We start from the raw sequence: 22,176 nt of genomic DNA on the forward strand, positions 1-22,176 counted from the left end.
TATGAGCAAGCAACGTATTTTTGTGGCGGGCCACCGGGGAATGGTCGGTTCTGCCATTGTTCGACAGCTTGAGCAGCGCGATGGCGTTGAGTTAATTCTGCGCAGCCGCGAGCAGCTCAACTTGTTAGATGCCCGCGCCGTTGATGCGTTTTTTGCGACTGAACGTATTGACCAGGTTTATCTCGCGGCGGCGAAAGTGGGCGGCATTGTGGCGAACAACACGTTCCCCGCTGATTTCATCTACGAAAACATGATGATTGAAAGCAACATTATTCACGCCGCGCATCGCCACGAAGTGAATAAGCTGCTGTTCCTCGGCTCGTCGTGCATTTATCCCAAGCTCGCCAACCAGCCGATGCACGAAAGCGAACTATTGCAGGGTACGCTGGAGCCGACTAACGAGCCGTATGCGATCGCCAAAATCGCCGGAATTAAGCTATGCGAATCCTACAACCGCCAGCATAACCGAGATTATCGCTCGGTGATGCCGACCAACCTGTACGGGCCGAACGATAACTTCCACCCGAATAATTCGCACGTGATCCCCGCGCTGCTGCGGCGCTTTCATGAAGCGACGCAACAAAACGCGGCCGAAGTGGTGGTGTGGGGCAGCGGCACGCCGATGCGCGAGTTTCTGCATGTGGACGACATGGCGGCCGCCAGCATCCATGTGATGGAGCTGGATCGGGGAGTCTGGCGGGAAAACACTCAGCCGATGCTTTCGCACATTAACGTGGGAACCGGCGTTGATTGCACCATCCGCGAGCTGGCGCAAACGCTGGCCAACGTGGTGGGCTTTACCGGACGCGTGGTGTTTGACGCCTCTAAACCCGACGGCACGCCGCGCAAATTGCTGGACGTTTCGCGCCTGCACCAACTGGGCTGGTATCACGAAATAACCCTCGAAGCAGGGCTTGCCAGCACCTATCAATGGTTTTTGCAAAACCAGCAGCGTTTTCGGGGGTAACGAATGTTTCTAAGCCAGCAGGTATTTGCCAGCGTAGTGCAGTCCACGCCGCTTATCTCTCTTGATTTCATCGTTGAGAATGCGCAGGGGGAGTTTCTGTTAGGCAAACGGACTAACCGCCCCGCGCAGGGCTACTGGTTTGTGCCTGGCGGGCGGGTGCTGAAAGATGAAACCCTGGCACAGGCGTTCTCCCGACTAACGCAAGACGAGCTGGGGCTGCGCCTGCCGATGTCGGCGGGCCGCTTCTACGGCGTCTGGCAGCATTTTTACGACGATAACTTTTCCGGGGCGGATTTCTCCACCCACTACATTGTGCTTGGTTTCCGTCTGCGCGTAGAGGCTGACCGTTTGTGCTTACCGCGCGAACAGCACCACGACTACCGCTGGTTATCGCCGTCGGCGCTGCTGGCGGCAGAAGACGTCCATCAAAATAGCCGTGCCTATTTCGAGAACGCCGCGCGCGCCGAGGTGGTGGGGTTATGAAGATTTTGGTGTACGGCATTAACTATTCGCCAGAGCTGACCGGCATTGGCAAATACACCGGCGAAATGGTCGAGTGGATGGCTCGCCAGGGGCATGACGTCCGCGTGATTACCGCACCGCCGTATTACCCGGAGTGGCAAGTTGGCGCACGCTATTGTGCCTGGCGTTACCGGCGGGAGGAGGGCGCGGCAACGGTCTGGCGCTGCCCGCTGTATGTGCCCAAACAACCTTCAACGCTAAAGCGCCTGATTCACCTTGCAAGCTTTGCCGTCAGCAGTTTTTTCCCGCTGATCGCCCAGCGCCGCTGGAAGCCAGATCGCATTATTGGCGTCGTGCCGACGCTCTTTTGCACGCCGGGAATGCGCCTGCTGGCAAAACTCAGCGGTGCGCGCACTTTGCTGCATATTCAGGATTATGAAGTCGACGCCATGCTCGGTTTGGGAATGGCGGGCAAAGGCAAGCCAGGCGTGGTGGCGAAGCTCGCCTGTGCTTTTGAGCGCAGCGGGCTGCATCACGTCGATAACGTATCGACCATTTCACGATCCATGATGAATAAAGCCTGTGAAAAAGGTGTGGCTGCCGAGAAAGTGATTTTCTTCCCTAACTGGTCAGAAGTGGCGCGTTTTCGCGATGTGAGTGCCATGCAGGTGGCAGTGCTGCGCCAGCAGTTAGGCCTGCCGGATGATCGCCCGATAGTGCTCTATTCCGGCAATATCGGTGAAAAACAGGGCTTAGAGAGTGTGATTGAAGTGGCGGCGCAACAGCGCGAAAAACCGTGGCTGTTTGTGATTGTTGGTGAAGGCGGCGGCAAGGCGCGGCTGGAAAAACTGGCGAGGGTGCGTGGGTTAGATAACGTGCGCTTCTTCCCGCTGCAATCTTACGCCGCACTGCCCGCGCTACTGTCGCTGGCGGACTGCCATTTAGTGATCCAAAAACGCGGCGCAGCGGATGCGGTGTTGCCCTCCAAACTGACCAATATTCTGGCAGTGGGCGGTAACGCGGTGATTACCGCCGAAGCCACAACCGAACTCGGCCAACTGTGCCGCCATCAGCCAGGCATTGCCGTGTGCGTTGAACCAGAGTCGGTTGCGGCGCTGGCAGACGGGATTGAACAGGCATTAGCGATGCCAAAACGCAACGCACAGGCGTTGGCCTATGCGGAACGCACGCTCGAAAAAGAGAACGTGCTCAGCCAATTTATTGCGGATATTCGGGGTTAAACGATGAGTCAATCCACGCTTTTTCCGGTTGTCATGGCCGGAGGCTCAGGCAGCCGCCTGTGGCCATTGTCGCGCGTGCTGTATCCCAAACAGTTTCTGTGCCTGAAAGGGGATATGACCATGCTACAGGCGACGGTGAACCGGCTGGATGGGGTGAAATGCGCCAGTCCGGTGGTGATTTGCAACGAACAGCATCGATTTATCGTCGCAGAGCAGTTACGTCAGCTCAATAAACTGACTGAAAATATCATTCTTGAACCGGCGGGGCGCAATACTGCTCCGGCTATTGCACTGGCGGCGCTGGCGGCAAAACGCCGCGAGCCGGATAGCGACCCGCTGATTCTGGTGCTGGCAGCGGATCACGTCATTCAAAATGAAGATGCTTTCCGTGCAGCAGTGCGTGATGCCACACCGTATGCCGAAAACGGCAAACTGGTGACGTTCGGGATTGTGCCGAACTTGCCGGAAACCGGCTATGGCTATATTCGCCGTGGCGAAGTCAGCCCAGGCGCGGGCGAGGCGTTGGCTTTCGACGTGGCGCAGTTTGTCGAAAAACCGAATCTGGAAACCGCGCAGGGCTACGTTTCCTGCGGTGAATATTACTGGAACAGCGGCATGTTCTTGTTCCGCGCCGGGCGTTATCTGGAGGAGTTGGCAAAATATCGTCCCGATATTCTTAGCGCCTGTGAGGCGGCGATGAACGTCGTTGACCCCGATTTAGATTTTATCCGTGTTGACGAAGAGGCCTTTCTTCGCTGCCCGGATGAATCCATCGATTACGCTGTGATGGAACAGACGCTTGATGCGGTGGTCGTGCCGATGGACGCCGGCTGGAGCGACGTCGGCTCTTGGTCATCGCTGTGGGAAATTAGCCATCACACCCCAGAAGGCAACGTCCACCACGGTGATGTGATTAGCCATAAAACCGAAAACAGCTATGTCTACGCAGAGTCTGGGCTGGTGACGACCGTTGGCGTAAAGGATTTGGTGGTGGTGCAAACCAAAGACGCGGTGCTTATCGCCGATCGCAACGCGGTGCAGGACGTAAAAAAGGTGGTCGAGAAGATTAAGGCCGATGGCCGACATGAACACCATATGCATCGGGAAGTGTATCGCCCGTGGGGTAAATATGACTCTATCGATTCCGGCGAACGCTACCAGGTGAAGCGCATCACCGTTAAACCGGGCGAAGGGCTGTCGCTGCAAATGCATCACCACCGGGCGGAACACTGGATTGTGGTTGCCGGTACGGCAAAAGTCACCCTTGACGGGGAAATCAAACTGCTGGGCGAGAACGAGTCGATTTATATCCCGCTTGGCGTCACCCATTGCCTCGAAAACCCGGGCAAAATCCCGCTCGACTTGATTGAAGTGCGCTCTGGCGCATATCTGGAAGAGGACGACGTGGTGCGTTTCGCCGACCGTTACGGGCGCGTGTAGCGCCGCGCATCCGCTAAATCCACACACTGAAAATAATGGCCATTTCTGGTCAGGGCCCACTGTTGCCTGAAGAAAGGTAAGAACATGAAAACATTAACCTGTTTCAAAGCCTACGATATTCGCGGCAAGCTCGGCGACGAGTTAAATGAAGAGATAGCCTGGCGCATTGGTCGCGCCTATGGCGAATTCCTGAAACCCAAAACGGTGGTGCTGGGCGGCGATGTCCGCCTGAGCAGCGAAGCACTGAAGCGGGCGCTGGCGCGTGGCCTGCGCGATGCGGGGGTGGACGTGCTGGATATCGGGCTAGCCGGTACAGAAGAAGTCTATTTCGCCACTTTCCATCTCGGTGTGGATGGCGGCATTGAAGTGACCGCCAGCCATAACCCGATGGATTACAACGGCATGAAACTGGTGCGCGAGGGCGCGCGGCCTATCAGCGGTGACAGCGGGCTGCGTGATATTCAGCGCCTGGCACAAGAAAATGCCTTCCCGCCAGTAGACGAATCCGCCCGGGGGCGCTACCAACGTATTGACCTGCGTGATGCTTACGTTGACCACCTGTTAGGCTATATCGATGTCAAACATCTGACGCCGCTAAAGCTGGTGATGAACGCCGGTAACGGTGCGGCAGGCCCAGTGATTGATGCGCTGGAGGCGCGTTTCAGGGCGCTCAATGTGCCGGTTAACCTGATTAAAGTGCACAACACGCCGGACGGCACTTTCCCGCACGGTATTCCCAACCCGCTGTTACCGGAGTGCCGCGACGACACACGCAACGCCGTGCTCCAGTACGGCGCGGATATGGGGATCGCTTTTGACGGCGATTTTGACCGCTGCTTCCTGTTCGACGAGAACGGCCAGTTTATCGAGGGTTACTACATCGTTGGCCTGCTGGCGGAAGCATTTCTTGAGAAAAACCCTGGCGCACGCATCATCCACGACCCCCGCCTGTCGTGGAACACCGTCGATGTGGTGACCGAAGCCGGTGGCACACCGGTCATGTCGAAAACCGGCCACGCCTTTATCAAAGAACGTATGCGCCAGGACGACGCGGTATACGGCGGCGAAATGAGCGCCCATCACTATTTCCGCGATTTCGCCTACTGCGACAGCGGCATGATCCCGTGGCTACTGGTGAGCGAACTGCTGTGCCTGAAACGCCAAACGCTCGGTGAACTGGTGCGTGACCGAATGGCGGCGTATCCGGCGAGCGGCGAAATCAACTGCCAGTTGGCGGAGCCAACGGCGGCGATTGCCCGCGTGGAGGCGCACTTCGCCAGCAGCGCACTGGAGATTGACCGCACCGACGGTATCAGCCTGGCATTTGCCGACTGGCGCTTCAACCTGCGTTCCTCCAACACCGAACCGGTGGTGCGGTTGAACGTCGAGTCGCGCGGCAATACCCCGCTGATGCAGGCGCGAACGCAGGACATTCTGGCGTTGCTGAATCAGTAATTTCTTGCCCCTCTCCCGACGCTCTCCAGAAGGGGAGGGGCAACCACTAAACAGGACCAACGATGACGACTCTAAGAAAGCGCGAGCGAGCCAAAACGAATGCATCGTTAATCTCAATGGTGCAACGTTTTTCCGACATCACCATCATGCTGGGTGGGCTGTGGCTGGTGTGTCAGGCCGTCGCGTTGCCGTTTTTGTATCTTCATTTGCTGATGGCACTGGTGACGCTGGCGGTATTTCAAATGATTGGCGGCATCACCGACTTTTATCGCTCATGGCGCGGCGTGCGGATGACCACCGAGCTGTTGCTGTTATTACAAAACTGGACCCTGAGCCTGGTGTTTTCCGCCGGTTTGCTGGCATTTAACGACGATGTGAATACCGATATTGGCATCTGGCTGGCGTGGTATCTGCTGAGTACGGCGGGCATGCTGGCCTGCCGGGCGTTTATCCGCTACGGCGCGGGGGCGTTGCGCCACCGTGGCTACAACACGCGTTATGTGGCGGTTGCCGGAGATATGCCAGAAGGACAGGCGCTGTTGGACAGTTTCCGTAACCAGCCGTGGCTGGGCTACGACGTGGTCGGCTGTTATTACAATGCCAAATCGGGCAGCGTCAACGCGGGCTGGAGGGGCAACCTTGAACAACTGCTTGACGACGCGCGCAGCGGAAAAATTCACAACGTTTATATCTCGATGGCGATGCAGGAAGAGAGCGATATCAAAAATCTGGTGCGCGATTTAGCCGATACCACCTGTTCTGTGCTGCTGATCCCCGATGTGTTCACCTTCAACATTTTGCATTCCCGCGTTGAAGTGGTGAACGGTATTCCCGTTGTGCCGCTGTACGACACGCCGCTTTCTGGGGTGAACCGCCTGCTGAAACGGCTGGAAGATATCGTGCTGGCGCTGTGCATTCTGCTGCTGATTTCTCCGGCGCTGTGCTGCATTGCGCTGGCGGTGAAGCTCACCTCGCCGGGGCCGATTATCTTCCGCCAGACCCGCTATGGCATGGACGGTAAGCCTATCAAAGTGTGGAAATTCCGCTCCATGAAGGTGATGGAAAACGACGCGGTGGTGACACAGGCGACACAGAACGACCCGCGCGTGACGCCCGTGGGTAACTTTTTGCGCCGCACCTCGCTGGATGAACTGCCGCAGTTTATCAATGTGTTGACCGGTGGCATGTCAATCGTCGGCCCACGCCCTCATGCGGTGGCGCATAACGAGCAATATCGCCAATTAATCGAAGGCTACATGCTGCGCCACAAAGTGAAACCTGGCATTACCGGCTGGGCGCAAATTAACGGCTGGCGCGGCGAAACCGACACCCTGGAAAAAATGGAAAAACGGGTGGAGTTTGACCTCGAATACATCCGCGAATGGAGCCTGTGGCTGGATATAAAAATCGTTTTTCTGACGGTTTTCAAAGGCTTTGTCAACAAAGCAGCCTATTGAGGAAGTGACATGAGCCTGAGAGAGAAGACCCTGAATGGGGCGAAGTGGTCGGCAATGGCGACGGTAATTATTATTGGCCTGGGGCTGGCGCAGATGACCGTACTGGCGCGCCTTTTTGATGGGCATCAGTTTGGCTTACTGACCGTTTCGCTGGTGATTATCGCGCTGGCCGACACGCTATCGGATTTCGGCATCGCCAACTCGATTATTCAGCGTAAAGCGATTAGCCATCTGGAGCTGACCACGCTGTACTGGTTGAACGTGGGGCTAGGGCTGGTGGTGTGTGCGGCGGTGTATCTGTTGAGCAATACGCTTGCCGGTTTGCTGCATAACCCCGATTTAGCGCCGCTGATTCAAATGCTATCGCTGGCGTTTGTGGTTATCCCGCACGGGCAGCAGTTTCGCGCGTTGATGCAAAAAGAGCTGGAGTTCAACAAGATTGGCGCGATTGAAACCACGGCAGTGTTATCCGGTTTTAGCTTTACGGTGATCTGCGCCTATTTTTGGCCGCTGGCGATGACCGCCATTCTCGGTTACCTGGTTAACAGCGCCGTGCGAACGCTGCTGTTCGGCTATTTTGGCCGCAAAATTTACCGGCCAGGGCTGCATTTTTCGCTCACCACGGTCATGCCGAACCTGCGCTTTGGCGCATGGCTGACCGCAGACAGTCTCGTCAACTATATCAATACCAACCTATCGACGCTGACGCTGGCACGCATTCTTGGTGCCAGCGTGGCGGGCGGCTATAACCTCGCCTACAACGTGGCGGTTGTGCCGCCGATGAAGCTCAACCCGATTATCACCCGAGTGCTGTTTCCGGCGTTTGCCAAAATCCAGGACGATACCGACAAGCTGCGGGTGAATTTCTACAAGCTGTTGTCGGTGGTCGGCATTATTAACTTCCCGGCGCTGCTGGGGCTGATGGTCGTCAGTAACCATTTTGTCCCGCTGGTGTTTGGCGACAAGTGGCTGCACATCGTCCCTATTTTACAACTGCTGTGTGTAGTTGGCCTGCTGCGCTCGGTGGGGAACCCGATTGGCTCGCTGCTGATGGCAAAAGCGCGTGTTGATATCAGCTTTAAATTCAATGTGTTTAAAACCTGCCTGTTTATTCCGGCGATTATCGTCGGCGGCCAGCTTGGCGGCGCGATTGGCGTCACGCTCGGCTTCCTGCTGGTACAAATTCTCAACACCATTCTGAGCTATTTCGTGATGATTAAACCGGTGCTGGGGCCGAGCTATCGCGACTACCTGCTGAGCCTGTGGCTGCCGCTGCGACTGTCGCTGCCCACGCTTATCAGCAGTTACGCCGTGGGGCGCTTGCTGCAAGGCAGCATTTCACTGCCGTTACTGTTGGCGATGCAGGTGCTGGCGGGCGTACTCAGCTTTGCGCTGGTGGTCATGCTGTCGCGCCATCCTTTATTGCTTGAACTTAAAAAAACGCTCTGTCGGAGCGAGAAACTGAAAACGTTATTACGCGTTCCTGATTGATTTGCTTGCAACCCCTTTGATGAGGCCATGATGAAACTATTAATTTTAGGCAACCACACCTGCGGCAACCGTGGCGATAGCGCCATTATGCGCGGGCTGCTCGATGCCATTAGCCAGCAGCAGCCAGATGTTGAAATGGATGTGATGAGCCGCTTCCCGATTAGCTCCTCCTGGTTGCAGGGGCGCGAAATTATGGCTGACCCGCTGTATCAGCTAAGCCAAAAACAGCAGGCCGCTGGAGGGCTGAGCGGACGGGTGAAAAAAGTGCTGCGCCGCCGTTTCCAGCACAAGATTTTGCTGGCGAAAGTGACCGGTGAAGGCAAGCTGCGCAATATGGAGATTGCGCCAGAGTTTCATGAATTTGTGCGTTTTCTGGGAAATTATGATGCGATTATCCAGGTAGGCGGGTCGAATTACGTCGATTTGTACGGATTAACCCACTTTGAATACCCGCTGTGCGCTTTTATGGCCAATAAGCCGATTTATATGATTGGTCACAGCGTGGGGCCATTCCAGAATCCGGATTTCAACCAACTGGCGAATTACACCTTTGGGCGTACCAATGCGTTAATCCTGCGTGAAACTGTGAGTCGTGAGCTGATGGCGAAAGCGCAGATTGATACCCGCAAAGTGGAGCAGGGCGTTGACACCGCCTGGCTGGTGGCGCATCGCAATGAGACATTTACGCCAGGCTACGCGGTACAACACTGGCTGAAGTTGACGGCGCAGCGCAAAACGGTCGCTATTACCCTGCGTGAACTGGAGCCATTTGATAAACGGCTGGGCACGACGCAGCAGGCGTATGAAAAGGCCTTCGCTGAGGTGGTTAACCGCCTGATTGATGACGGTTATCAGGTGCTGGCGTTATCCACCTGTACCAGTCTCGACCGCTACAACCGCGATGACCGCATGGTGGCGCTGCGTATGGCGCAGCACGTCGAGAAACGCGAACATTTTCATATCGCGATGGATGAACTGAACGATGTTGAGATTGGCAAAATTCTGGCCTCTTGTGAGCTGACTATCGGCACACGCCTACACTCTGCGATTATCTCCATGAACTTTGGTACTCCGGCAATTGCCATTAACTACGAGCACAAATCCGCCGGGATCATGCAGCAACTGGGGATGCCGGAGATGGCTATCGACATTCGTCACCTGCTGGATGGCTCTTTGCAAGGCGTGGTGGCCGATATGCTGAACCAGCTTCCGGCGCTGGGCGAGCGGGTTTCAGCGGCGGTGGCGGGCGAGCGCCAAAAAGGCTTCGCGATGATTGAGTCGGTACTGAGCCGTATTCGGGAGGGGCGATGAAAGTCAGTTTCTTTTTACTGAAATTTCCACTGTCGTCAGAGACTTTTGTGCTCAACCAGATTGTGGCGTTTATCGAGATGGGCCATGAGGTGGAGATTGTGGCGCTGCAAAAGGGCGACCTGACCCACACTCATGCCGCTTATACCCAGTATCGGCTGGCCGATAAAGTCCGCTGGCTCCAGGATGAACCGCCCACGGCGCTGAGTAAACTGTGCCATCGGGCGTACAGCACTGCGCAGGGGCTGCATCGTGCCAATGTGTGGCGGGCGTTGAACGTGCCGCGTTACGGGCAAGAGGCGCGTAACCTGATCCTTTCTGCTATTTGTGGGCGTATGCGTGAGCCGCTGGTGGCGGATGTGTTTATCGCCCACTTTGGCCCCGCAGGGGTGACGGCGGCAAAACTGCGTGAACTGGGGGTGATTCGCGGCAAAATCGCCACCGTGTTTCACGGTATTGATATCTCCAGCCGCGAGGTGCTGAGCCACTACACGGCGGAGTATCAGCAGCTATTTCGCCGTGGCGACATGATGCTGCCGATAAGCCAACTGTGGGCGGATCGCCTGCGGACGATGGGCTGCCCGCCGGACAAAATTGCGGTTTCGCGTATGGGGGTCAATATGGAGCGTTTTGCGTTGCGCCCGCTAAAAGCGCCGAACGACTGCTTGCAGATGATTTCCGTCGCACGTCTGACCGAGAAAAAAGGGCTGCACGTGGCGATTGATGCGTGCCGCCAGTTAAAAGCGCAGGGGGTAAATTTCCGCTATCGCATTCTCGGCATTGGGCCGTGGGAGCGGCGACTGCGCACGTTGATTGAACAATATCAACTGGAAGACCGGGTAGAGATGCCCGGTTTTAAAGCCAGCCATGAGGTAAAAGCGTTACTTGATGAGGCAGATGTGTTTCTGCTGCCTTCGGTGACGGGCAGCAACGGCGATATGGAAGGTATTCCGGTGGCGTTAATGGAGGCGATGGCGGTCGGTATTCCGGTGCTTTCCACCGTTCATAGCGGGATCCCTGAACTGATTGATTCCGGGCATTCCGGTTGGCTCGTCGCCGAGAACGACGCACAAGCGCTGGCCGATAAACTGCGCACGCTGGGGCAAATGGACACACAGACCCTCCTGCCGGTACTCCAGCGCGCGCGTACCAAAGTGGAAACTGATTTTAACCAGCAAGTTATCAACCGACAGCTTGCCAGCTTGCTGCACACGCTTTGCTGAGGAGGCGCGATGCGAACTTTTACCCGACGTCATTTTCTGCGTGCTGGCGCAACGCTTGCCGCTTTACCGCTACTGCCCGTCGCTGCCAGAGCCGCAGGGCAGGGGGCAAGCATTGATATCCGCGAGGTCGTCCGTGACGAGGATTGGGTTGGGGCGTTTAACACCGCTTTTAGCCGCGCCGATAATGTCATTGTCCCTGCGGGGGTGACCTGCGACAACCTCAACACCGCTATCACCATTCCGCCTGGCAAAACGCTGCTCATCGCCGGGGCGCTGAAAGGCAATGGTCGCGGGCGTTTTATTTTGCAGCAAGGCTGCCAGGTAAAAGGCCGTGGCGATGCAAGCCTCTACAATATAACGCTTGATGTCCGTGGCGGTGACTGCGTTATTGAAGGGCTGACGATGAGCGGTTACGGGCCGGTGGCGCAGATTTTTATCGGTGGCAAAGATAAAAAGACGTGGCGTAATCTGACAATTACCCAACTGATTATCACCAAAGCCAACTACGGTATCTTGCGTCAGGGGTTTCATAACCAGTGGCAGAATGTGGCTATTACGCATTGCCGCTTTAGCCAGTTACAGGGCGATGCCATTGAATGGAACGTCGCGATTAACGACAGCGATATTGTTATTTCTGACCACGTTATTGACCATATTGACTGCACCAATGGCAAAGTAAACTGGGGGATTGGTATTGGTCTTGCGGGGAGCGCCTACGACAACGGCTATCCAGAGTCCCAGGCGGTGAAGAATTTCGTCGTGGCTAACATCACCGGCAGCCACTGCCGACAACTGGTGCATGTCGAGAACGGCAAGCACTTTATTATCCGTAATGTCAAAGCCAGTAATATTACGCCGGAGTACAGTAAGTCGGCGGGAATTGATAATGCGACGGTGGCTATCTATGGATGTGATAATTTCGTTATCGACGGTATTGAAATGGTTAATAGCGCGGGAATGCTAATTGGCTATGGTGTTATCAAAGGTGATTATCTGTCGATACCCCAGAATTTCAGGTTGAATAATATTCATATAAATAATGAAAATTCAGATTATTCCCTGCGCGGGATACAGATCTCTTCAGGAAATGCGCAGTCGTTTGTCGCATTAACTAACATGGAGCTACGTTATGCCTCATTGGTGCTGCATAACAAGCCACAGCACATTTTTATGCGCAATATCAATGTGATGCAGCCCGCCTCGCGCGGGCCTGCGTTAGCCCTGAACTTCGACTTACGTAAGGATGTACGCGGTAAATTTATGGCAAAACAGGATACCTTGCTGTCGCTTGCGCATGTCAGCGCAGTGAACGAACAGGGGCAATCGTCGGTTGATATCGATCGTATTGATCAACACGTTGTCAATACCGAACATCTCAATTTTAACCTTCCGAAGCACTAACCCTCTATATCGCCTGTAATCTCAGACTATATCCAGAGATCTACGTAAATCAAATGGGTACTATGAGAAAACAGAGTGGATTAAACATGTTTAATCGCTATAATTCAGCAACCGAATATAGGTGGACAAGATAATGGTTAATTTGAAAGCAGTCATTCCGGTAGCGGGTTTGGGTATGAGCATGTTACCCGCCACGAAGGCAATTCCTAAAGAGATGCTGCCGATCGTCGATAAGCCAATGATACAATACATCGTTGACGAGATTGTTGCTGCAGGGATCAAAGAAATCGTCCTGGTTACTCATGCATCGAAAAACTCGGTGGAAAACCACTTCGACACCTCGTACGAACTTGAAGCTCTGCTGGAGCAGCGTGTAAAACGTCAACTGCTGGCAGAAGTTCAGTCTATCTGTCCTCCGGGCGTCACTATTATGAACGTTCGTCAGGCACAGCCTTTAGGTCTGGGGCATTCTATCCTGTGCGCACAGCCAATCGTCGGCGATAACCCATTTGTGGTGGTACTGCCGGATATCGTACTGGACAGCGCGAGTGCCGATCCTCTGCGCTATAATCTCGCGGCAATGGTTGCTCGTTTCAATGAAACGGGTCGCAGCCAGGTGCTGGCAAAACGTATGCCGGGTGATTTGTCTGAATACTCCGTCATCAAAACGAAAGAGCCGCTGGATGTCGAAGGTAAGGTCAGCCGTATCGTTGATTTTATCGAAAAACCGGATCAGCCTCAGACTCTGGAATCTGACCTGATGGCCGTTGGCCGTTATGTTCTGTCTGCGGATATCTGGCCGGAACTGGCTAAAACCGTACCTGGCGCATGGGGTCGTATTCAGCTGACCGATGCGATTGCCGAACTGGCAAGAAAACAGTCCGTTGATGCCATGCTGATGACCGGCGAAAGCTACGACTGCGGTAAGAAAATGGGCTATATGCAGGCGTTTGTGCAGTACGGGCTGCGGAACCTGAAGGATGGGGCGAAGTTCCGAAACTACATCGCGACTTTGGTTAAATAAATATTTTATTAGCTACTCGTGTTCTGCTTAGTCTAGCTGGTAACTACCCAAAAATAGAGCTACCGCCATTGGTGTTTTTACGCCAATGGCGGTAGCATTGTTGAAAGGAGTTGTTGCCGGTAATCGATAGGTTACAATAGCTGTTATGGTATCCGATTGATTACAATATCGCGTAAATCCACTTCTACTGTTCTACCTATCTAGCAGTGCTGAATTATTACTATAAACAGATTATCGATACATTACTTTATGATGTAATCATTTTTTTGCTAAGATTTGTGTTGAAGCTTATTAAGTAATGAATTTTATATTAACATAGGTATAAATTGAGATTGGCATGAATTATATACATAGTGTTGCTAGCAAAAGTATAGTACAAGCACTTTTTATAACCATTGTTGTAATGGTTATTTGCTCAATTGGATTTCCATCATTTTTCCATGTTGATGATGCAAATAACAGTTACTTACCCAATTTGATGCAGCAAGGGTTATCTTGGCTGCAAGGCGATATACCATTTATCATCAATAAAACCATGATTGGTGATAATATGCTTGTTGATATTGATAGAGCAATATTTTTACCAACTAATATTGCTGTATCTATCTTTGCTGCATTAGTAAAAAATATGACATTGACGTCATATTTTCTGGTTTTTATTAATTTAACAATCATTTCTTATGCATCTCTTTGGGCTGCCAGACAATTAAGTTCGGATGCTTTAATTAGTTTTGTTGCTGCGGCGTCAATTGCAATAAACCCAATTGTTATCTATGTTTATGCAGCATCCTGGTACAATGGACTAAGTGGTCATGCTTGGTTTTTAATGAGTGTTGCGTCAACAATCTTCTTTATAAAAGAGAACTCAGTTAAATCACTCTTGATTAACTGCCTCTCGGTTGTATTCCTTTTTCTCTCTGGGTGGCCGCATGCAATAATTGCATATGCCGTTTTCTTAATCGTGTATGTCGGTTTTATGCCTGGCTATTCGTTAAAAAAGAAATTTATTTATGCATTAGCATTGTTTGGCTGTGTATGTATCATTATTCCTGCATTTTCTGAATACATTGTAAATGGTGTCTTTTTAGATCGCCCCGGTGGTGTCAATAATGCAGGGAATTTTCTAAGCCCCGGCTGGGATCAGATTTTGATGGGGTTAAATCCATTTTATTATGGGTTTATTCATACCTTTGGTGGCTATAGATATCTTCCGATTGCGATTGGCTATATAGGTATTATTCCTGGTATTATTATTGCTAATGCATTAATTAATAAAAAAGTACCCGTTACGGCATATCCATTCCTCATTTTAGCTGTGGTCTTTGTCATTCTTACGCAACTACCACAACAACTTGGCCCAACAAGATGGCAATTTAGATACTTGCCATTTTTCTCTTATTTTTTAATCTTTGCAGCATGTATTATTGGTAGCCACAAAGATTGGAGTATCTCAACTCGGTCTAAGTATATTTCTATTGCCGTAATTCTAATCACTGCTCTATTATCATGGCTAAAAGGGGATATGATGCATGGGCATGCATTTGTACTCTTGCTAGCTATAACTGTTTTAACTCTGGTGATTATGACGCATTGGAAATTATGGAGGAATAATTTCTTTGTAGTGCTAGTAGCCTTAATTTTGCCAGTAACTATATTTAAATATAGCTGTAAAACATTAGCTGATGGTTATGTTGCTTCCAATACGTTGAATAATGAGATCGCGGATCCCCAGATAAAAGGCCGGATATTAGTCGCAACTGGGGGGCATGGTTTAACTGATAGATTTGAGAATGCAACTAGTGCAAACCTACAATGGTATAATATTAATGCCTTTAATGGTTATTCTCCTGTTGGCAACAAGGCTATTATTGATGTATTCCGTTACTATTCGGCACATGCTGTGTTCGACACAGGTATGCTCGTTAATAACCTTGAAAATGACTTCAACGGTCGCTATCAATGCCTGCTGAACAAATTAGATATTAGGCTGTTAGTCCTTTCTAAGAATGATGATAGAAGTCTTCTGAATGAAAAGATGAATTCTTGTGGTTATGTTCGGCAGGAGGTTGATGATTTTGTCTATTACAAAAATGACAACCTTAGCGGAGTTGGCGTTAACACAGAAGATAATAGTGAAATATCAGTTGTAACGCGCAGCAATAATGCTGATAAATATATTGTGAAAGACAATGGGAAATATTATTTCTCACGTGTTAATTGGAAAGGATATAGTGCATGGCTTGATGGCCATGAAGTGGAAGTGAAAACGTATGCTGGGTTTATTCCATATGTTGAAGTTAGCAATATAGATAAACCGTCGTTGTTAGAGATAAAATACTACCCATCCACTTGGAAATATACGCTGTTTATTTCGATTTTTGGTCTATTTGTTATTATATGTACTGCTTTTTTATAAATAGAATAAATAACAAGCGTAATATCATAACGAATAGCACCATCTGATTTACGAGGAAAGGAAATAAAATGTACGATATGAATGTTCTTCAAACTGTTTTATTACCAAATGCAAGTTTTGGTTGTTCTAATGAGATGTATATTAACGGGTGTAATTTTTATCCTATTAATAATGTCTTAAAAATAAAAACTGGCGGTAATGTATCATTTGATACATATTACAATGGGTTGTCCACAGTCCTTTGGAAAGAGAAGTGCGGCATAAAAAATGTGGCATTTAATATGTGTGGTGCTGGTGAGGCACTCGTAAAACTGATAGTTGTTAATGAGAATAATGTTCGTTTCGAGCTGGACTCAATTAAAACCGAACTTACAAATAATTCTGTGCAATTATTTAACTTGAACCTCGAAAAAGTTATTCAACGAGGGCTTGTTTATATTGAAGTTATTGCCTGTGATAGTGATGTTGAGATCTATTCTGCATCATGGACGACACAGGAAGAGACAAAGCGAAAGGTTAAACTTGGCATATCAATTACACATTTCAATAGAAAAAATTATGTATTGCCATCAATTGATAGAGTTAAGAAAGAATTACTTGATGATCCAGAGTATGCAAATAAAATCGATTTTGCTGTAGTTGATAATTCTAAAAACATACAAGCAGATGAGGCCGAAGGCGTAACTATTATTCCTAATGAAAACACTGGTGGGGCTGGTGGTTTTATGAGGGGGTTAATGCACTACGAAGATAAAGGTGATTTTACTCATGTACTTTTTATGGATGATGATGCAAGTTGCGAAATAGAATCAATTAAGCGAGCGTATGCTATATTGACATATGCCATTGAAGATAACGCCGCAATTTCTGGGGCTCTATTCCTTGAATCTAATCCTGATATATTAATAGAAAAGGGGGCGTTTTTTGATAATACATGCCATCCACTATTTTCAGGTTTCGACTTAAGTAGAACAATAAATGTTGTGAAAAGTGAAGTTTCGTTACAAGTACCAAACTATGGTGGTTGGTGGTTTTTTGCATTCCCGATTAATTATGTAAAGCACAAAGCATTTCCATTTTTTGTCCGTGGAGATGACATACTGTTTGGAATGATGAATAAATTTAATATCATTACTTGTAATGGTATTGCTTGTTATTCTGAGGATTTTGCAACGAAAGTCTCAGCAATGACATGGTATCTTGATACCCGAAATCATTTAGTTAACACTATTCTGTACAAGAACTCATTTATACCATCAGCTTTAATGTATAGCCGATTCTTTATGGCCTGTCTTTTTTCGCATCAGTATGGAAGTCTAAAGTCAATTAGATTGGCTTTACATCATGTATTGGGGAATAAAGAGTTTTGGTCCCAAAATTATGATTTAAAAGAAGTCAGAACAACTATAGCAGAATTGTCAGTAGATGAAAAAATGAAACCTATTGATCTGACATCATTAGATATAAAGCAAAGAACAAATGAAGAAAGGCCAATTAGAAGAGTAATACGAATTCTATCATTAAATGGTATGCTGCTGCCTCTGAAAGATCAACTCGTCTATCAAGAGAAAAGGGCGTTTGCATCATTTAGGGCTATATTCGGATTTAAAAATATCCTGTATTATAACTCATCTTCTCAGACTGGTTATATTGCGCAAGTATCCCGTGGCGAGTTTTTCAAAAATTTAGTGTTATTGCTTAAAGATATTGTATCGATTGCAGTATCTTTCAAATCTAATAAGAAAAAATATAAGTCATTAGCCAGTGAATTAACTACGAATGATTTTTGGGAAAAGATTTTGAAGAGTAAATCTGAATAAAAAATAGTATAAGCTTACCATGCTTTTATGAATGATATTATGGAACAACTAAGCATATAATTATTGTTTAGTTGTTCCATTTTTATTAAGAGTAATGATATGTTATGAACTTTTAGATATAAAGATAATCCCAGCACAAATAAGCAATAACCCGATCATTCGAGTCATATTTACGTCCTCTTTTAGGAAGAAGTAGCCAATTGCTGCTGTAATTATAAACCCCATAGACGATAGTGGGTACGCAAGACTGACCTCTGTTTTACTCAATACTGTCATCCATAAACCGATGCTGATGATGTAGCAACTCATCCCGAAGATGAACCATGGGTTCAATAAAATATTGAGTATAAATATGAAAATATTATCAATGTTTTCGGGAATAGGCATTATTGATAACATAGTTTTCCTCAACGCCACTTGTGCGAGGGCTGTGAGGGATACACTTGTTATGGCTAACAAAAAAATAAAGGGAGTCATTATTAATCACTTTTAAACATAGCTTGCAACAATGAAAACCAATGCGGCAATTAGCCCAAGGGAAACACTTACCTTGTCTTTCATTGCAAAAACAACAGGATCGTCAGACAGTTCCTTTCTATGGCTTAGGAACCAAATTCTGGTAACCCACAGGAAAACACAAACGGGTTCAATTAGCAACCAGCCCGGAGATGTATAATTTACCTGAACCATAGCTTCTTGAGTTAAGAAAAGAAGCATGATTAGAATCGAACAGACCGCACTACTAATACCGAATGCTAATGTTAGTGGCCAATCTTGTGCTAAATATCCACGGCCGCCTATTTTATTGGTAATGCTTTGATCTGCTTTTAATATTTCTACATGTCTTTTGGCTAATGCTAATGAGAAAAATAGGAGCGCAGAAAATGAATTTAGCCATGGAGATAATGGTAATTCGTTAAGCACTGAACCCATTATAATTCGTAACGTGAAAAGAGTACCTATGATGATTACATCTAACATAGGAATTCTTTTTAATTTAAATGAATAAAGCAGTGTTAGAATAACATAGATGAGGATGCAGTAAGTTAAATTAAGAGATAGATATATTGAAGTGGTACCACCAACAATAAATAATAGTAATGCACCGATTATCCCCTGGAGTGTTGATATATTCCCTGAGGCAAGAGGACGATTTCTCTTGGTTTTATGTTTTCTATCGGCTTCTAGATCTGCGAGATCGTTAATGATATAGGTTGCGGATGCGATTAACCCAAATGCTACGAAAGCGAGTGCTGTTTTAGTAAGTGCATTGGTATCATTAATAATATGAGCTAGAAATAATGGAATGAAGATGAGTGCGTTTTTTGCCCATTGATGAAGTCGTAGTTGTTTCAACCAGACTTTGAAAATATTAATCTTTTCATCTTTAAAAAAGATACATGGTAGATCTTGTTTTATCTCTTTATGGTAATCATTCCCTTTTCCAACAAGAATTGCACCATCGGATTCATTCCAAATTGGAATGTCTACCTTATGATCTCCTGCGTACAGATAACCTTGAGGGAAATTTTCTTTAATCCATTTTAGTTTATTCAGTCCCTTCAAATTTAAGTTGTTGTCAGAACCTTTAACACCATCAAAAATACCAAGATAATCTTCAATAGAGTCAGCTATCTTTTGATTTGAGGCTGTAACTAGATAGACCTTTCTGCCTTTGCGTTTTTCTTGTTTCAGAAAATTAATTAGATCAAATCTGTAGCAGAAGGAATCTGCACTTTGAGTAACTGTTTGTGTTACAAATTCTTTTAAATGAGTTTTACCTGCAAATAAACTCTTTAACAAGGATACTATCTTTATGGGTTTTTTAAATAAAATTGACACAATACCTTCATGTAGTGTGTCAGTTTTAGATAACGTGCCATCTAAATCAACAATCAGTGGAATTTTAGGGTCGATAGCATCAAATGACTTGGAAGACATTTACATTCCTTGGCTAGCATAGGTTTACTTGAGATTTCGATAGTGCGAAAAGTAACAAGTAGTCATTGTTCAAGTAAACCTTCATTTTATACAAAATTCTTGATAGATAAAAGAGAAACATGGTGAGTACTTGTATGGTTGCAGTTTATGCTCATCAGTATCCTTAATATAGATTCAGCGTATTGTTTTGAGCTACTATGTACGCGTTTTTTCGAGGAGATGGCATATCTCCTCGGTATCCCCCTGACAGGAGTGAAAAATGTCCAAGCAACAGATCGGCGTTGTCGGTATGGCAGTGATGGGGCGCAACCTGGCGCTCAACATCGAAAGCCGTGGTTATACCGTCTCCATCTTCAACCGTTCCCGTGAAAAAACCGAAGAAGTTGTTGCCGAAAATCCAGGCAAAAAACTGGTTCCGTATTACACGGTACAGGAGTTCGTCGAGTCTCTTGAAACCCCGCGCCGTATCCTGTTAATGGTGAAAGCGGGCGCAGGCACTGATGCTGCCATCGATTCCCTTAAACCTTATCTTGATAAAGGTGACATCATCATTGATGGTGGCAATACCTTCTTCCAGGACACCATTCGTCGTAACCGTGAACTGTCTGCTGAAGGCTTTAACTTCATCGGTACCGGTGTGTCCGGCGGGGAAGAGGGCGCGCTGAAGGGGCCATCCATCATGCCTGGCGGCCAGAAAGAAGCGTATGAGTTGGTTGCGCCGATCCTGACTAAGATTGCTGCGGTGGCTGAAGATGGTGAACCGTGTGTGACTTACATTGGCGCTGATGGCGCGGGTCACTATGTGAAGATGGTTCACAACGGTATCGAGTATGGCGATATGCAGCTGATTGCTGAAGCATACTCTCTGCTGAAAGGCGGTCTGAACCTGTCAAATGACGAACTGGCTACCACCTTTACGGAGTGGAACGAAGGCGAGCTGAGCAGCTACCTGATTGACATCACCAAAGATATCTTCACCAAGAAAGATGAAGAAGGTAAGTACCTGGTTGATGTGATTCTGGATGAAGCGGCCAACAAAGGCACGGGTAAATGGACCAGCCAGAGTTCTCTGGACTTGGGTGAGCCGCTGTCTCTTATCACTGAATCCGTATTTGCTCGCTATATCTCCTCCCTGAAAGACCAGCGTGTTGCAGCATCTAAAGTGCTGTCTGGCCCGCAGGCAAAACTGGCGGGTGATAAAGCTGAGTTTATCGAGAAAGTACGCCGTGCACTGTACCTGGGTAAAATCGTTTCTTACGCACAGGGCTTCTCTCAGCTGCGTGCGGCATCCGACGAGTACAACTGGGATCTGAACTACGGCGAAATCGCGAAGATCTTCCGCGCGGGCTGCATTATTCGTGCGCAGTTCTTGCAGAAAATCACCGACGCTTATGCTGAAAATGCGGGCATTGCCAACCTGTTGCTGGCACCGTATTTCAAAAACATTGCTGACGAATATCAGCAAGCGTTGCGTGATGTGGTTGCCTACGCGGTGCAGAACGGTATTCCGGTACCAACCTTCTCTGCGGCGGTTGCCTACTACGACAGCTACCGTGCTGCGGTGCTGCCAGCTAACCTGATTCAGGCTCAGCGTGACTACTTTGGCGCGCACACCTATAAGCGCACCGATAAAGAAGGTGTGTTCCACACCGAATGGTTGGATTAATCTGAATTATAGTTCACCCATATGAATGCAGGCCCGGAGTATCCCTCCGGGTTTTTTTATTGTAAGGAAGCACTCGAATCGGTAATGAGAGTTATGATTATCGATATGAATGTTTTCAAGCAGGCTAAGATGCAGTGAATTTGAAGTCATATGGTCGATCCGTGAGCGTAGGCCTTGGATAAAGGAGATACTATCTATAGACCTGCAATTATTCCGGGCAGTGATTAAGCGGGTATCTCGTGTCTGGCAAATAAAAAGCCGTAAGAACATATGTTGTATATTTTATTTTTTATATGAAAGAATATTTAGAACTGATTAACTGATTAACTGATTAACTGATTAACTGATTAACTGATTAACTGATTAACTGATTAACTGATTAACTGATTAACTGATTAACTGATTAACTGATTAACTGATTAACTGATTAACTGATTAACTGATTAACTGATTAACTGATTAACTGATTAACTGATTAACTGATTAACTGATTAACTGATTAACTGATTAACTGATTAACTGATTAACTGATTAACTGATTAACTGATTTACTAATGTCAGACAATACGCTGTATTCTATACTGAGAAAGTACGGCTATAGCCATATCAAAGATAATGTTGTTCAAAGATCATCTTTTTGTCCGTGATATTTATTTTGATATGTGGAGTCATCATCATTGAGAATAAAGCACTGTGTCTGTATTAACATGCGTAGTTAGGAACAGTTAGCATCAACTGAGTGATGCCCGACTTCTCAAGTATTATAAAAAAGTAATAAAAATATTGCTAAAGTATCCATTATGTGTTTTTTCAGGGGTGTATAACTCTATTTTATATTAGTGTAGCATATATACAAATGGTTAA

At 48.1% G+C, this 22,176-nt stretch carries 16 protein-coding genes; 14 read left to right on the top strand and 2 right to left on the bottom strand.

What is annotated here, in order from left to right; translation table 11 throughout:
• Position 1: 1 nt before the first annotated feature.
• The 13 genes from fcl (at position 2) to AC6I4B_RS08945 (ending at position 17,705) form a co-directional block, all read left to right on the top strand.
• A complete protein-coding gene (gene fcl, locus AC6I4B_RS08885; RefSeq protein WP_497771088.1) occupies positions 2-967 on the top strand; it encodes a GDP-L-fucose synthase in 966 nt (321 codons plus the stop codon).
• A gap of 3 nt (positions 968-970) precedes the next feature.
• Entirely contained in the window at positions 971-1,450 is a 480-nt protein-coding gene (locus AC6I4B_RS08890; RefSeq protein ID WP_497771090.1) for a GDP-mannose mannosyl hydrolase, read from the top strand.
• Positions 1,447-2,670 carry a colanic acid biosynthesis fucosyltransferase WcaI gene (gene wcaI, locus AC6I4B_RS08895; RefSeq protein WP_497771091.1) on the top strand — a complete coding sequence of 408 codons (1,224 nt, stop codon included), beginning with the start codon at positions 1,447-1,449 and terminating at the stop codon, positions 2,668-2,670. Before AC6I4B_RS08890 ends, wcaI begins: the two co-directional genes overlap by 4 nt.
• A 3-nt stretch (positions 2,671-2,673) precedes the next feature.
• Positions 2,674-4,110 carry a mannose-1-phosphate guanyltransferase gene (cpsB, locus tag AC6I4B_RS08900; protein ID WP_497771093.1) on the top strand — a complete coding sequence of 479 codons (1,437 nt, stop codon included), beginning with the start codon at positions 2,674-2,676 and terminating at the stop codon, positions 4,108-4,110.
• A gap of 84 nt (positions 4,111-4,194) precedes the next feature.
• Entirely contained in the window at positions 4,195-5,565 is a 1,371-nt protein-coding gene (gene cpsG, locus AC6I4B_RS08905) for a phosphomannomutase CpsG (RefSeq protein ID WP_497771094.1), read from the top strand.
• A gap of 62 nt (positions 5,566-5,627) precedes the next feature.
• Entirely contained in the window at positions 5,628-7,022 is a 1,395-nt protein-coding gene (gene wcaJ, locus AC6I4B_RS08910; RefSeq protein ID WP_497771096.1) for an undecaprenyl-phosphate glucose phosphotransferase, read from the top strand.
• A gap of 9 nt (positions 7,023-7,031) precedes the next feature.
• Positions 7,032-8,513 carry an MOP flippase family protein gene (locus tag AC6I4B_RS08915; RefSeq protein WP_497771097.1) on the top strand — a complete coding sequence of 494 codons (1,482 nt, stop codon included), beginning with the start codon at positions 7,032-7,034 and terminating at the stop codon, positions 8,511-8,513.
• Positions 8,514-8,543: 30 nt separating this feature from the next.
• Positions 8,544-9,824 carry a colanic acid biosynthesis pyruvyl transferase WcaK gene (wcaK, locus tag AC6I4B_RS08920; protein WP_497772066.1) on the top strand — a complete coding sequence of 427 codons (1,281 nt, stop codon included), beginning with the start codon at positions 8,544-8,546 and terminating at the stop codon, positions 9,822-9,824.
• A complete protein-coding gene (gene wcaL / locus AC6I4B_RS08925; protein ID WP_497771099.1) occupies positions 9,821-11,044 on the top strand; it encodes a colanic acid biosynthesis glycosyltransferase WcaL in 1,224 nt (407 codons plus the stop codon). Before wcaK ends, wcaL begins: the two co-directional genes overlap by 4 nt.
• Before the next feature lie 9 nt (positions 11,045-11,053).
• Entirely contained in the window at positions 11,054-12,445 is a 1,392-nt protein-coding gene (gene wcaM, locus AC6I4B_RS08930) for a colanic acid biosynthesis protein WcaM (RefSeq protein ID WP_497771100.1), read from the top strand.
• Between the two features lie 133 nt (positions 12,446-12,578).
• Entirely contained in the window at positions 12,579-13,469 is an 891-nt protein-coding gene (galF, locus tag AC6I4B_RS08935; RefSeq protein WP_497771102.1) for a UTP--glucose-1-phosphate uridylyltransferase GalF, read from the top strand.
• A gap of 337 nt (positions 13,470-13,806) precedes the next feature.
• On the top strand, positions 13,807-15,885 hold the full coding sequence (locus AC6I4B_RS08940; RefSeq protein WP_497771103.1) for a hypothetical protein: 2,079 nt from the start codon (positions 13,807-13,809) through the stop codon (positions 15,883-15,885).
• 68 nt (positions 15,886-15,953) lie between these two features.
• Complete coding sequence (locus AC6I4B_RS08945) at positions 15,954-17,705, top strand: glycosyltransferase (protein ID WP_497771105.1); 1,752 nt, start codon at positions 15,954-15,956, stop codon at positions 17,703-17,705.
• A gap of 102 nt (positions 17,706-17,807) precedes the next feature.
• Here the strand turns inward: AC6I4B_RS08945 and AC6I4B_RS08950 are convergent, their stop codons facing one another.
• On the bottom strand, positions 17,808-18,182 hold the full coding sequence (locus tag AC6I4B_RS08950; protein ID WP_497771107.1) for an SMR family transporter: 375 nt from the start codon (positions 18,180-18,182) through the stop codon (positions 17,808-17,810).
• A 12-nt stretch (positions 18,183-18,194) separates the two neighbouring features.
• Positions 18,195-19,646 (bottom strand): UbiA family prenyltransferase, encoded by a 1,452-nt coding sequence (locus tag AC6I4B_RS08955; RefSeq protein WP_497771108.1) that lies wholly within the window; start codon positions 19,644-19,646, stop codon positions 18,195-18,197.
• Between the two features lie 259 nt (positions 19,647-19,905).
• On the opposite strand from AC6I4B_RS08955, the gene gnd reads away from it, so the two are divergent.
• The gene (gnd, locus tag AC6I4B_RS08960) at positions 19,906-21,312 is read left to right on the top strand and encodes an NADP-dependent phosphogluconate dehydrogenase (protein WP_497771110.1); all 1,407 of its coding nucleotides are present in this window, start codon (positions 19,906-19,908) and stop codon (positions 21,310-21,312) included.
• Positions 21,313-22,176: the final 864 nt, after the last annotated feature.

It is taken from the genome of Kluyvera fluvialis, from assembly GCF_059725275.1.

Excerpts from the sequence above, each read along its gene's own strand:
- wcaL (WP_497771099.1), top strand. The coding sequence starts at position 9,821 with ATGAAAGTCAGTTTCTTTTTACTGAAATTTCCACTGTCGTCAGAGACT.
- cpsB (WP_497771093.1), top strand. The coding sequence starts at position 2,674 with ATGAGTCAATCCACGCTTTTTCCGGTTGTCATGGCCGGAGGCTCAGGC.
- AC6I4B_RS08890 (WP_497771090.1), top strand. The coding sequence starts at position 971 with ATGTTTCTAAGCCAGCAGGTATTTGCCAGCGTAGTGCAGTCCACGCCG.
- AC6I4B_RS08915 (WP_497771097.1), top strand. The coding sequence starts at position 7,032 with ATGAGCCTGAGAGAGAAGACCCTGAATGGGGCGAAGTGGTCGGCAATG.
- galF (WP_497771102.1), top strand. The coding sequence starts at position 12,579 with ATGGTTAATTTGAAAGCAGTCATTCCGGTAGCGGGTTTGGGTATGAGC.
- wcaM (WP_497771100.1), top strand. The coding sequence starts at position 11,054 with ATGCGAACTTTTACCCGACGTCATTTTCTGCGTGCTGGCGCAACGCTT.
- AC6I4B_RS08940 (WP_497771103.1), top strand. The coding sequence starts at position 13,807 with ATGAATTATATACATAGTGTTGCTAGCAAAAGTATAGTACAAGCACTT.
- AC6I4B_RS08950 (WP_497771107.1), bottom strand. The coding sequence starts at position 18,182 with ATGACTCCCTTTATTTTTTTGTTAGCCATAACAAGTGTATCCCTCACA.
- wcaJ (WP_497771096.1), top strand. The coding sequence starts at position 5,628 with ATGACGACTCTAAGAAAGCGCGAGCGAGCCAAAACGAATGCATCGTTA.
- wcaI (WP_497771091.1), top strand. The coding sequence starts at position 1,447 with ATGAAGATTTTGGTGTACGGCATTAACTATTCGCCAGAGCTGACCGGC.
- AC6I4B_RS08955 (WP_497771108.1), bottom strand. The coding sequence starts at position 19,646 with ATGTCTTCCAAGTCATTTGATGCTATCGACCCTAAAATTCCACTGATT.
- wcaK (WP_497772066.1), top strand. The coding sequence starts at position 8,544 with ATGAAACTATTAATTTTAGGCAACCACACCTGCGGCAACCGTGGCGAT.
- fcl (WP_497771088.1), top strand. The coding sequence starts at position 2 with ATGAGCAAGCAACGTATTTTTGTGGCGGGCCACCGGGGAATGGTCGGT.
- AC6I4B_RS08945 (WP_497771105.1), top strand. The coding sequence starts at position 15,954 with ATGTACGATATGAATGTTCTTCAAACTGTTTTATTACCAAATGCAAGT.
- cpsG (WP_497771094.1), top strand. The coding sequence starts at position 4,195 with ATGAAAACATTAACCTGTTTCAAAGCCTACGATATTCGCGGCAAGCTC.
- gnd (WP_497771110.1), top strand. The coding sequence starts at position 19,906 with ATGTCCAAGCAACAGATCGGCGTTGTCGGTATGGCAGTGATGGGGCGC.